This window comes from Aeromonas sp. SG16, from assembly GCF_024436135.1.
Lineage (GTDB): Bacteria > Pseudomonadota > Gammaproteobacteria > Enterobacterales > Aeromonadaceae > Aeromonas > Aeromonas jandaei.
In genome coordinates this window covers 21,616-33,333 of sequence record NZ_JANFNW010000007.1, presented here as the reverse complement: position 1 = coordinate 33,333, position 11,718 = coordinate 21,616, and the positions used below count along the sequence as shown (strand labels likewise).

Sequence of the window (11,718 nt, the reverse complement as noted above, 5' to 3'; positions counted from 1 at the left end):
ACTTTTTTATCGTCCCGGCGGACTAGCAATAGTGGCAGCCCCCGGGGCTGCCGCAGGGTAGCGATTGTCAGGCTGCGGCTCTGGCGGCCAGTTCCGGACGGCGGGAGAAGCAGTGGGCAAGCAGCAGCATGGTGGCCACGCCCACCGTACCCAACACCAGCCATGGGAGAGCGGGTTGTCCCTGCTGCATGGCGTAATCGTAGAGCGAGCCGCCCCCCACGTAACCGGTCATGCCGCCGACGGCGAGGCCGAGCCGGCTAAAACCCATGTAGCTGCCCCGGGCTGCCGGATTGGCCAGCCGTGTCATCAGGGTCTCCCGGGCCGGTTCGCAGATGATGATCCCGAGATAGAAGCAGGCCAGCAGCACGAAGAGGCCGGAGAGGGTGCTGACGAAAGCGACCAGACCTATCCCCACCGTCATCATCAGGATGCCTGCCAGCAGGCGATTCTCGAGGCGATAGCGCCGTTCGCTGAAACGGGCGATGGGGTAGAGCAGCGCCAGTGACAGCGCCGTTTCCAGGCTGTACATCCACCCCACGGCGGTGGTGCTGCCGGATAGCTGTTTGACCAGAATGGGGAAGATCAGCATTACCTGCACCCAGAGCATGTAGTAGCCGCTTAAGATCAGCACCAGCCGGCAGAAGGCGCGATCCGCCAGCACCTTGCCCAATCCCTGACGCATCGGCGTCGGCTTGATGGAGAGGCGATAGGCGGGCAGCAGGGTCCAGTTGCAGAGTGCTGCCAGCGTGAAGAGTCCGGCTCCCAGCAGGCAGACGTAGGTGAAGTCAAAGCGCAGGAGCCAGCTGCCGAGCAGGGCGCCGGTGACGGCACCTGCGCTCTCCAGCATCATCAGCAGGGAGATGAAGCGCCCCCGTTCATGGGGACGGGTGAATTTGATCACCAGCGCAGCCCGGGGCGGGTCAAACAGGCAACCGCCCAGTCCGGAGAGGAAGCAGGAGAAGATCAGCATGGCGCCGCTGTCGGCCCAGGCCAGCGTAGCGAAGCCGATGGCCCGCAGCAGCATGCCGGTGACGATGAGCGGGCGGGCGCCGAAACGGTCGGCCAGCGAACCGCCGAAAATTCCCAACCCCTGCTGGGTCAGCTGGCGCAGCCCGAGAGCTAGCCCTACCAGACCGGCGGCCCAGCCGAGCTGGTCGACGAAGCGCAGGCTGATCATCGGCATCACTACAAAGAAACCCAGGATCACCAGTGTGGTATCCAGCGCCAGAAACCAGCGTCCCCAAAACCTCGCCCTATCGACCATAACGCCCTCTCATTCACAGATAACTTCATTCTGGAGAGGGTTTAGATATAGTGGTAGACGACAACTACCTATATTTCATATCAGGATTATTTATGTCTATGGATCTGGACGATCTGCAACTGCTGCTGGATGTGGCCGAGCTGGGCAGTTTTAGTCAGGCCGCAGCCATCCGCGGCTGGTCACAACCACTGGTGAGCCAGCGGATTGCCCAGCTGGAGGTGAGCCTCGGTGCCCCACTGTTTCAGCGTCATCGGCGCGGTGTGACGCCGACCCGTGCCTGCGAGGAGTTTCTCCCTGCCGCCCGCTCGGCGCTGGCCACCCTGAGTGAAGGACGGTTGGCACTACAGGGAGCACCGGCACTGCCCTGTATCCGTCTCTCCAGCCTCCCTTCGCTCACCTCGGTGGTGTTTGGCTCGCTGTTGATGGAGCTGGTGGACGAGCCGTTCGAGATCCGCTGTACCACGGATCACTCGGGCGACATCATGCAGGCGCTGCTGACTGGGGAGGCGGATATCGGCTTTGTGCTCAAGCGTCCGCCGGTCTCCGGCCTGCAGATGGAGCTGCTCTGCTGCTCTCCCATCATCGCCATCGCCTCACCGCTCCATCCCCTGGCCGGCTGCCACGGCCTCACGCTGGAGGATATCGCCGATCAGCGGTTGGCTCCCCAGGTGTGGGGGCCGGGGTGTGATGCCTTCATCCAACAGTTGCGGCGGATCCGCCGTGTTGCCAGCCCCATTCACGGCATACAACCGGCCAGTGCGGCGCGGGAACTGGCGCTGGAGCACGGCTTCATCACTTTGATGCCGGAGCTGGCGATTGCGCGGGATCTGGAGATGGGGCGACTGATCAGACTCGATGTGGTCAATTTGCCGCAGGATCACTGGGACGTCATGATGGCCTGGCGCGGTGGCAAGCGGCCCAATCCCGCCAGAGAGACGGTACTGGCCATGGCCCGGTCACTGGCCAAACGGTGGCGCAAGGAGTAAAGGGCGCGGGGTTGCCCCCGCGCCGGAGGATCAGTAGCTGGCCTTGAGGGTCACGCCACTGAATGCAGCAAAGCCGGAAAGCTGGACGTACCAGGTACCTGCCTTGGGATTGGTGAAGGAGCAGCTTTCGTTGTTACCGCCCTTGTATGGACGGCAGTCGTAGCTGCTGCTGGTGGGGGCAGAGCCAAAGCGGACGTAGAGGTCGGCATCACCGGTGCCGCCGCTGCTGTTGATCTGCAGTGACTTGGTGCCCGCCGGTACGGTCAGGGTGTAGTTGAGTTTGCCCCCCTTGCTGGCGGAGAGATTGCTCAGCGGCACGCCATTTTTCAGCTCGTTGTCGCTTGGCGGTGTCGTACCGCAGCTGGCATCGACCCCGACGGTCTGGAAGGCCCGCGCCACATCGGCCTTGTTGTAGCCCAGATCGGCAGTGGCCCGGCTAACGCCGCAAGCCCCTTGCTGATAGTCGGTGTTGGCGCCCCAGTAGAGGCGGTTGGCCAGCACGAACACCTCGAACGCCTTGCGGGTGTTCCAGCCGCTGCTGTTGGCCAGCAGGTAGAAGGCGCGGTTATAGACCCCTGAACTGTGGTGCACGTCGATGCCGTCGTAGTAGTCGCTGGCATGGCCGATGGATTTGCCATCCCGGGTCGGATCCTCGAAGTAGCGCAGGGAACCGTTGCCCTTGAAGATCTGCGCCCCGACCAGCCAGTCGTTGCTCCCCTTCATGTAGAACTCGGCCGCTTCCCCCGCCATGTCGGAGAAGGCCTCGTTGATCCCTCCGGATTGTCCTGAGTAGACCAGCCCCGAGTTCTGTTCGGTAAAGCCGTGACTCACCTCGTGGGCTGCCACGTCGAGGCTTACCAGCGGGTAGAAGGTGGTGGCCCCGTCCCCGAAGGTCATCTGGCTGCCATCCCAGAAGGCGTTCTCGTAATTCTTGCTGTAGTGAACCCGCATCTTCAGCTTGAAGGTCAATGGCGCCGTGTTGTACCAGTTGCGGTACATGTCGAATACCACGTTGCCGAAGTAGTGAGCGTCGTTGAGCGGCGAGTAGGCGCCGTTGATCTCCTTGACCCGGTTCTCCGGGCAGGTGAACTGGTGGATGGTGCCGCCAGAGGTGGCGTGGTTGAGGTTGATGGTATCGACGTTGGGGCTGGTCATCCGGCAGCTGTCATCGACGATGAGCGGGCCAAAGTCGGTGCCATAGAAGTATTTGCCGGTCTTGATGTTGCCCCCGGGGCCGGTGGCGTCCTTGTGGTTGATCCCCTCCCAGCGTTTGAGCTCCTCGCCGCTCTGGGCATCGAGGATGACGAAGGGGCGGCTCGGCTTGGCACCTTCCGCAACGAAGGAGACCTGATAGACCAGTCTGGCCAGACCGTTCTCGTCCTGCATCACGTAAAGCTTGATCTGCTCGTTGCTCCCCTTGCTGCCCGCCTTGGCCTTGCTGGCGGCATCCTGTGGCGAGAGGGTTGCGACCGGGCTCGCCACATCCTGATCAATCTGGCGCAACATGCGCCCGGTGGCCTGCTGCAGCTGGCCGCTCAGGCTCTTGTCTGCCACCACGACCTGGCCCATTACCGGAATGCCGTTCCAGGTCTGCTCGTAGCGGATCCGCTGTTGTCCGTTGGGCAGTTTGACTACCCGCACCTGACGAAACTCGCCATCTTCCAGCTGCAGTGTGCCGGAGCCGGCATTGAGCCCAGACATTGCTCTGGCGCTGCTTGCGTTAACGTTGATCTCGACTTCTTGTGCCGCCATGGCGGCTCCTCCCCAACAGGCCAGTGCCACGGCCAGAAATACTTTATTCATCTCTTCTTTCCTTAAATCGATGATGTTGTTGAACCGACCCCAGGTCGGGCGTTTTCAAGCTAGTTCGGGGGGAAAAAAGTGCCTCCTGTCAGATGTGACAGCGCAGCACAGAGGGGTAGCAGGATCTGCTGAATGGCCCGTTTTGGGCATCAAAAGGAGCCGTTCAAAGAGAGTTATCCGGTTTCAGAGAGCCACCCTCCTCTTTGGAGGGAGAGAAATAGTTCGGGGCTGTCGCCTCTTCGTACCAAGAGAGGTAATGAGGGGGTGACAAAAGTGGCTGGCGTGCCAAGTTGCGATTGGCTACATTGGGGCAGCCCCATGTTTTGGCGACTGATTTAAAAGGAGAATCCCATGTTTTCATGGCAGTTGGATGACGAGCTGGCGCTGCTCTTCTTGCAGCCAGACATGGCGAGCGAGCTGTTTGCCCTCTGCAATGACAACCGGGAGTACCTCTCCCAATGGCTGCCCTGGCCCCCTTTCATTTTGCGTCCAGCCGACAGCGCAACTTTTATCCGTCATGCCATCGAGAAGTTTGCCCGTGGCGAGGGGCTGACCACCGCCATCGAGTATCAGGGGGAGGTGGTTGGGGTCATTGGCTACAACAGCATCGATCACGATCTGGGCAAGGTGGTCATCGGCTACTGGCTGGCAGAGCGCTGGCAGGGCAACGGCATCATTACCCGGGCCTGTCATGCGCTGATCCATCACGCCTTTGAAGAGATGGGGATGGAGAAGGTGGAGATCACTGCCGCGACCGACAATGAGCCCAGCAGAGCCGTCTGTGAGCGGCTCGGGATGCAGCAGGAGGGGATTACCCGGCGTGCGGAGCGACTGGGTTCCCGGGTGGTGGATCATGTTCACTACAGCCTGCTGCGCGACGAATGGCTTGGGCAGAGAGACTCCTGATGGCGCTCCCCCATATCAAAACCCCGCGAGCCCACCTGACGCTGCTGACCCCCGATCAGGCCCCTATGATCCTCGACTTTTACCGGCGCAATCGCGACCACCTTACCCCGTGGGAGCCGCTGCGCGACGACCATTTCTACACCCTTTCTTACTGGCATAACCGGCTGCAGAATAGCTACAGCCAGTTTTTCAGCGGCACCGGGGTCAATCTGGTGGCGCTCGATCCGGCGGGTGAGCGGGTGATCGCCACCTGCAACTTCAGCAACATCATGATGGGGATCTTCAAGGCGTGTCACCTCGGCTATGCCATCGACCGGCAGCATGAGGGGCAGGGGCTGATGCAGGAGATCCTGACTGCCGCCATCGACTATCTGTTTCGCGAGCAGGGACTGCATCGCATCATGGCCTGCTATATGCCCGCCAACCTGCGTAGCGGCGCCTTGCTGGAGCGACTCGGATTCGAGCGGGAGGGGTATGCGCGGGAGTATCTGATGATCAATGGCCGCTGGGAGGATCACATCCTCACCTCGCTGATTAATCCGGCGCCTTGAGCGGCAGATAAAAAAACGGGCCCATGGGGCCCGTCTTTCAATGAGGTGCAGGCTTAGTTGGCCTTGGCATCGCTCACTGCAGCTTCAACCTTGGTAGCAGCTTCGTCAGCAGCTTTTTCAACGGTTGCAGTCGCTTCGGAGGTGGCTTTCTCTACGGTAGAGGTGGCTTCGCTAGCGGCTTTTTCTACAGTTGCAGCAACTTCGGCGGCCGGAGCAGCAGCAGGCGCGGCAGCTTTTTCTTCTTTCTGACCGCAAGCAGTCAACATCAGACCCAGGATACCGGCTACCAGTACTTTGTTCATGTGCATTCCCTCAAAAAAAGATGGAGAGATGGTCGAAACAACCATCACTGCGCCCACCGTGACCCGGAATAAGACAAGAGGCCGGGACTCAGGGAGGCGGGCGCAATATAGCCCCATTGGTTACCGATGAAAACGGATATCACAATGACATTTTTTCGTGCAGTGGATAAAAAGCTCCACTGCAACGACTGATATCAATACAAGATGCCGCTTATTTGTGGTTGATGCACAATAAACCACCAAGTTATTGATGTTGATTGGCAGTTTAAACGGTATCCATAACTGCCAGAGCGGCAAGCTGCACCGCGTTAGTCAGACAGCTTCTGACAGCTCAGCCGTTGCCTCAAGCGGTTGCTCTCGCGGGCAAGGTCCAGCAGTGCCATCACCGCCAACGCTTCTGTGGCGGGTACCGGGTTATCTCCCTCACCTCTGATGGCGGCACAGACGCCGCGGTAGTAGGCGCCGTAATCGCCCGCTTCGCCGGTCAGGCTCTGTTGCTGCAATTGGCCATCCACGATACGACTGAGCTGACCGGGTTCGCTATCCAGCCCCCAATCCGCAGCTGGTGGCCGCTTGCCCAGCTTGAGCTGATCTTCCTGCACATCCATACCGAATTTGACGAACGAGCCCTGACTGCCGTGAATGACAAAGCGGGGCATGGTGGCCGATACCAGACAGCTACCATGCAGGATCACTCGCATTTCGCCAGACCGCTCACCATAGCCCAGCACTACATGGAAGTAGTCATCAGCCAGGGCACCGGGGCGCTGCCCGGCAAGGTCTGCCTGTAGCCAGTCCGGTTGGCCGAACAGTTGTAGCGCCTGATCCAGCACATGGGGGCCGAGATCGAACCAGAGTCCGGAACCCGGGCCACCCGCTTCGCGCCAGCGTTGACGCACCTCGGGGCGATAGCGATCGAAATGGGATTCGAACTGGGCGATCTGCCCCAGCGTCCCCTCGGCAATCAAACGGCGCACGGTAAGGAAATCCCCGTCCCAACGGCGGTTGTGGAAGATGCTGAGCAGTCGCTGCTGCTTGCGGGCCAGCTCGACCAGCTCTGCCGCTTCGGCCAGATCCAGCGCAAAGGGCTTGTCGATGACGACGTGTTTGCCAGCCAGCAGCGCCTGACGGGCCAGAGGAGCGTGGGTATCGTTGGGGGTAGCGATCACCACCAGATCGATGGTCTCATCGCTCAGCACTTCTTCCAGTGAACCAACCCGGCAGCCGGGCAGATCGGCCTGCACCTTGGCAGCATCGCTGCTCACCACCCAGCTCAGGGACAAGCCGGGCGTGGTGGAGAGGAAGGGGGCGTGGAAGGTCTTGCCTGCAAAGCCATAGCCCACCAGGGCTGCGTTGAGAGTGTGGCTCATCGGGAGTTCTCCGCTGACATCGAGTGAGTGGGGTTGCCATCGCCGGCTCTCTGCCGGATGGCCATATGCTGTAAAGGCGATACAAACGAGAAGGGGGCCGATGGCCCCCTGAGTGTGCCCATCAGAGCACAGGATTTATTGCAAACACAAGCGGCGGCCGCGTCGGGTCATCAGCATCACCAGCGGTGGCAGCAGTAGCCACATATGCAATGCCAGCTGGCTGAGCGGGTCGTGCATCAGGGCGCCGGTCAGGCCAACCAGTGCACCGGAGCCGCTCATCTGGAACAGGCCGAGCAGGGCGGCAGCGGTACCGGCGCAGTGGCCGAACGGTGCCAGCGCCATCCCGGCGGCCGAACCCAGGATCATGGCAAAGCCGATGCTGGAGAGGAATACCGGCCCCATCATCGCCAGCGGATGTTCTATGTGCATCGCCAGCGTCAGGGCGATGGCCGAGAGCATCAACACCAGCAGGCCGATACGCAGGGTGCGTCTTGGCCCCACCTTGGCGATAAAGCGCGGGGCCATGAAACAGGCCAGAATGTTGAGCGCGGCGTTGGCGGTAAACCAGTAGCTAAAGCCGCTCATATCCAGTCCCAGCTTCACCATCAGCTGTACCGGCGCAGCGGTGACATAGGCGAGGATCACCGCCATCGCCAGCATGCACAGCGCCGCGTTGAACAGGAAGCTGGGGGAGCGTAGTACCGGGCTGTAGCGCGACCAGCTGATGAGGGCCCCTTCGCTGCGGGTCTCCTCAGGGCGGGTCTCCGGCATCCGCCACAGCAGCCAGCTGCCGACGATGAGCGCATAACCGGCCATAAACCAGAAGTTGGCCGACCAGCCCGCCTTGGCGGTGAGCCAGCCACCGAGCAGGGGGGCGAGGGCCGGGATAAAGCAGATGGCGCCATTGAGATAGGAGATCATCTGGCCGCTCTTTTTCGGGCCATAGCTGTCACGCACCACCGAGAAGGCGGCGACCGAGGTGGCGCAGGCGCCAAAGCCCTGTAGCACCCGAGCCAGCATCAGTTCACCGAGGCTGGCGGCGAACCCTGCGCCCAGCGCACTCAGACCGTAGAGCAGTACGCCGCCCAGAGCTACCGGTTTGCGGCCATAGCGGTCGGCCAGCGGCCCGACCAGCAGTTGTCCCAGCCCCATGCTGAACAGGAACCAGGTGATGGTGCCCTGCATCAGGGTCACTTTCGCCCCGAGCTGTTCGGCCATCTGCGGAATGGCGGGCAGGTAGATGTCGATGGCCAACGGGCTGAACAGCACCAGCAGTACAAGTAAAAGAATCAATGGCATCTGTCACCTCTCTATTAGCCGGAATTGAATTGGTGCGCGAGTCTACTGGCTCAAAGTAATGAATAGAAATGGTATTTAATCACTTTGGTTATTCCTCTGTGGAAACATGTATCAAAAAGCGCTCTATTGAAAGGGGGTTAACTCCCGCTCAAGCCATGGCTGCTGCTGTAATTGGCGCTTTTACTAAACGCTTGCGCCGCATAGAATGCGCTGATTATTTTTGCGGAGGTGCTCGATGAACAAGCTTGTCCTGGCAACAGGTAACCAGAAAAAGGTGAAGGAGTTGGCCGCCATGCTGGCCGACATGAAGATCCAGGTGATCCCGCAGAGCGAGTTTGCTGTCTCCGATGCCGACGAGACCGGCACCACCTTCGTTGAAAACGCCATCATCAAGGCGCGCCACGCCGCCCGCATTACCGGCCTGCCCGCCGTGGCCGATGACTCCGGTCTGGAAGTGGATCTGCTGCAGGGCCGTCCCGGGGTCTACTCCGCCCGCTTTGCCGGTCAGGGGGCCGGTGACAAGGCCAATATCGAGAAGTTGCTGGCTGAGCTCAAAGGTGCGCCCGATTATCTCAAGAGCGCCCGTTTCTGGTGTGTGCTGGTCTATATGCGCCACGCCGACGATCCTACCCCCATCATCTGTCAGGCAAGCTGGGAAGGGATGATCATCGATGAGCAGCGCGGTCAGCATGGTTTTGGCTATGACCCCGTCTTCTTCGTGCCGGACCACGACTGCACTGCGGCCCAGATGCCGGCCGAGCTGAAGAACCAGCTGAGCCACCGTGCCCAGGCGCTGGCCAAACTGAAAGCGGCGCTGGCGGCTCACTGAGTTAAGCCTCCACCGCCCATCGCATATTGTCATCTACAATGGGGGCCTTGAGCCCCCGTTTTATTGGAACGTCCATGCTGCAACTGCCGCCGCTCTCTCTCTATATTCATGTGCCCTGGTGCGTCCAGAAGTGCCCTTACTGTGACTTCAACTCCCATGCCCAGAAAGGGGAGTTGCCTCACCTCGAATATGTCGCCGCCCTGCTGGAGGATCTGGATCAGGATCTGAAGTGGGCACAAGGGCGGCCGCTCTCCTCGATTTTTATCGGTGGCGGTACCCCCAGCCTGCTGACGGTCGAGGCGATGCAAACCCTGCTGGACGGGGTACGGGCCCGCATTCCGCTCACTGCAGATTGCGAGATCACCATGGAGGCCAACCCGGGCACGGTGGAAGCGGACAAGTTTTCCGGTTTCCAGCTCGCTGGCATCAACCGCATCTCCATCGGGGTGCAGAGCTTCCAGCAGGAGAAGCTGACCCGGCTTGGGCGTATCCACGGCCCGGAAGAGGCGCGCAAAGCCGCTGCACTGGCCCACTCCATCAAGTTGCCCACCTTTAATCTGGATCTGATGCACGGTCTGCCGGATCAGAGTCTGGATGACGCTATTTATGATCTGCAGCAGGCTATCGACTGCGCCCCGCCGCACCTCTCCTGGTATCAGCTCACCATAGAGCCGAACACGGCGTTTGCCTCCAAACCTCCCAAACTGCCGGAAGATGACACCCTGTGGGACATCTACGAACAGGGCCACGCCATGCTCACCGCCAGTGGTTATCGCCAGTACGAGATCTCGGCTTACGCCAAAGAGGGCTATCAGTGCAGTCACAACCTCAACTACTGGCGCTTTGGCGACTACCTGGGGATTGGTTGCGGTGCCCACGGCAAAGTGACTGATCTCGCGGATCAGCAGATCCTGCGCACTGCCAAGGTGAAGCATCCGAAAGGGTATCTGGACAAGAGCCGCTCCTATCTGGACGAGCAGTGGCAGGTGACGGCAGACGATCTGCCGCTCGAATACTTTATGAACCGCTTCCGCCTGTTTGAACCGGCCCCCAAGGCGGAGTTCGAGGCCTATACCGGCTTGCCACTGGAGCGGGTGGAGACGGTGCTGACCATTGCCCAGAGCAAGGAGCTGATCGACGATCTGGGGGATAGCTGGCAGCTTACCTCCCTCGGTCATCGCTATCTCAACGTGCTGCTCGAACTGTTTATGGATGAGTAAGCGTCCTGTTGAGGCACGCTTTTGAGGCGGTGAGTTGGCGTTGCCAAATCGCTTCTTCTGTCAAAACAATCAGGGCGCCATTGGCGCCCTGATTGTTTATGGTCGGTAGAAACCCGCTCAGCAGCAGACGCGGATCATCTGATGTTGGCCGGGCTCCCACCGCTTGCCAAATTTGGCCTTGCGCTGGTAACTCCCCTTGCCCTTCTTGTTGCGCTCGACCCGGCTGCGAAACAGGGGATCGGAGAGCAGGGCGTGCAGATGGTTATCCTTTATCTCGCCGCGCTGATGGGCATAGTTGCCCCCTTGCGCATGCTCCTCACGGGGGAGGGCGGGTTGGTCGACCCGAATCTTGGCCATGATGGCTCCTCTTCTTGCTCTTGCTGTGTTGACTCTTGTGTCTGGATGGCGGTTTTCGCGACGGGCGCCTGTTCAGGCTAGCGCCCGTCAACCGGATGCACTGGCACCGGTTAAAAACGCGGCGATTTTGTCACCAAATCGCCGCTGGAGCAATGAGCGGGCTGGTGCCGTCAGCCAACGTGGTCATGCTCATCGTGGTTATGATGCTCGTGATGAGCGGGTGCTCCCGACTCCAGTGTTTCCAGAATGGCGCAGTGCTCCGCCGAGCGCGGCCCGCCACAGCAGATGTTGGAGAGCTCGCGCAGGTTGTCGCGAAAGCGGGTCAGTTCGATGATCTTCTGCTCCACCTGGGCCAGCTTGGTGTCAGCTACCGCTTTTACCTCCTGACAGGTGACCTTGGCCTTGTTGGTATCGAGGTCGAGCAGCTCGCCGATATCGGCCAGCGAGAATCCCACCGACTTGGCGCGAATGATGAACTCCAGCCGCCGCTTGTCCTGTTCGCTGTAGAGGCGGTAGCCAGATTCGTTACGGATCCCCGGCGAGATGAGCCCGTTCTTCTCGTAAAAACGCAGGGTATCTGCCTTGACCCCGCACGCCTTGGCCAGTTCACCGATCCGGTACATGCCCTTTTCTCCCGTTGGATATGCGACTCAACAAAACCGGAACCCACTATCACCCCTTTGCCGGACGATTGCCAGCCAAGGGCATAAAAGGGGCAGACAAAAGTTGGTTTGGCCGCTCTTTTGCCATAAAACCCTTAAATGGCAAACGTTTGGCAAAAATCAAGTGGCAAACGTTTAACGCCGCGCCACACAAGGGTTTTGCTATTTA

Annotated in this window: 12 protein-coding genes; 5 read left to right on the top strand and 7 right to left on the bottom strand. The window is 60.3% G+C overall.

Translation table 11 applies throughout. The features are described 5' to 3' along the window. Window positions 1-67: 67 nt before the first annotated feature. Entirely contained in the window at window positions 68-1,264 is a 1,197-nt protein-coding gene (mdtH, locus tag NOM67_RS15740; protein ID WP_043851147.1) for a multidrug efflux MFS transporter MdtH, read from the bottom strand. A gap of 92 nt (window positions 1,265-1,356) precedes the next feature. Between mdtH and NOM67_RS15735 the strand changes: the two genes are divergently transcribed. Further along, complete coding sequence (locus tag NOM67_RS15735; RefSeq protein WP_033112980.1) at window positions 1,357-2,250, top strand: LysR family transcriptional regulator; 894 nt, start codon at window positions 1,357-1,359, stop codon at window positions 2,248-2,250. Between the two features lie 30 nt (window positions 2,251-2,280). On the opposite strand, the gene NOM67_RS15730 is transcribed toward NOM67_RS15735, so the two are convergent. Then, window positions 2,281-4,053 carry a M4 family metallopeptidase gene (locus NOM67_RS15730; protein WP_255938609.1) on the bottom strand — a complete coding sequence of 591 codons (1,773 nt, stop codon included), beginning with the start codon at window positions 4,051-4,053 and terminating at the stop codon, window positions 2,281-2,283. Between the two features lie 351 nt (window positions 4,054-4,404). On the opposite strand from NOM67_RS15730, the gene NOM67_RS15725 reads away from it, so the two are divergent. Then, complete coding sequence (locus NOM67_RS15725; protein WP_033112982.1) at window positions 4,405-4,959, top strand: GNAT family N-acetyltransferase; 555 nt, start codon at window positions 4,405-4,407, stop codon at window positions 4,957-4,959. Beyond that, window positions 4,959-5,510, top strand: coding sequence for a ribosomal protein S5-alanine N-acetyltransferase (gene rimJ, locus NOM67_RS15720; protein ID WP_255938608.1), 552 nt, complete (start codon window positions 4,959-4,961; stop codon window positions 5,508-5,510). Before NOM67_RS15725 ends, rimJ begins: the two co-directional genes overlap by 1 nt. A gap of 53 nt (window positions 5,511-5,563) precedes the next feature. Here the strand turns inward: rimJ and NOM67_RS15715 are convergent, their stop codons facing one another. From NOM67_RS15715 to NOM67_RS15705, 3 genes are all read right to left on the bottom strand, one after another. Continuing rightward, window positions 5,564-5,812, bottom strand: a complete 249-nt coding sequence (locus NOM67_RS15715; RefSeq protein ID WP_042030661.1) for a hypothetical protein — start codon at window positions 5,810-5,812, stop codon at window positions 5,564-5,566. Window positions 5,813-6,120: 308 nt separating this feature from the next. Beyond that, window positions 6,121-7,182: an oxidoreductase gene (locus NOM67_RS15710; protein ID WP_203977500.1), complete on the bottom strand. Its 1,062-nt coding sequence runs from the start codon at window positions 7,180-7,182 to the stop codon at window positions 6,121-6,123. Between the two features lie 135 nt (window positions 7,183-7,317). Next, window positions 7,318-8,481 (bottom strand): multidrug effflux MFS transporter, encoded by a 1,164-nt coding sequence (locus tag NOM67_RS15705; protein ID WP_162516865.1) that lies wholly within the window; start codon window positions 8,479-8,481, stop codon window positions 7,318-7,320. Between the two features lie 235 nt (window positions 8,482-8,716). Here NOM67_RS15705 and rdgB point away from each other — a divergent pair, with 235 nt between their 5' ends. Both rdgB and hemW read left to right on the top strand, forming a co-directional pair. Continuing rightward, window positions 8,717-9,310, top strand: a complete 594-nt coding sequence (rdgB, locus tag NOM67_RS15700; RefSeq protein WP_033112987.1) for an RdgB/HAM1 family non-canonical purine NTP pyrophosphatase — start codon at window positions 8,717-8,719, stop codon at window positions 9,308-9,310. A gap of 74 nt (window positions 9,311-9,384) precedes the next feature. Beyond that, window positions 9,385-10,530, top strand: coding sequence for a radical SAM family heme chaperone HemW (hemW, locus tag NOM67_RS15695; RefSeq protein ID WP_255938607.1), 1,146 nt, complete (start codon window positions 9,385-9,387; stop codon window positions 10,528-10,530). A gap of 117 nt (window positions 10,531-10,647) precedes the next feature. Here the strand turns inward: hemW and NOM67_RS15690 are convergent, their stop codons facing one another. Both NOM67_RS15690 and zntR read right to left on the bottom strand, forming a co-directional pair. Continuing rightward, the gene (locus NOM67_RS15690) at window positions 10,648-10,887 is read right to left on the bottom strand and encodes an alternative ribosome-rescue factor A (protein WP_139395778.1); all 240 of its coding nucleotides are present in this window, start codon (window positions 10,885-10,887) and stop codon (window positions 10,648-10,650) included. A 170-nt stretch (window positions 10,888-11,057) separates the two neighbouring features. Next, window positions 11,058-11,510, bottom strand: coding sequence for a Zn(2+)-responsive transcriptional regulator (gene zntR, locus NOM67_RS15685; protein WP_041209144.1), 453 nt, complete (start codon window positions 11,508-11,510; stop codon window positions 11,058-11,060). Window positions 11,511-11,718 lie beyond the last annotated feature (208 nt).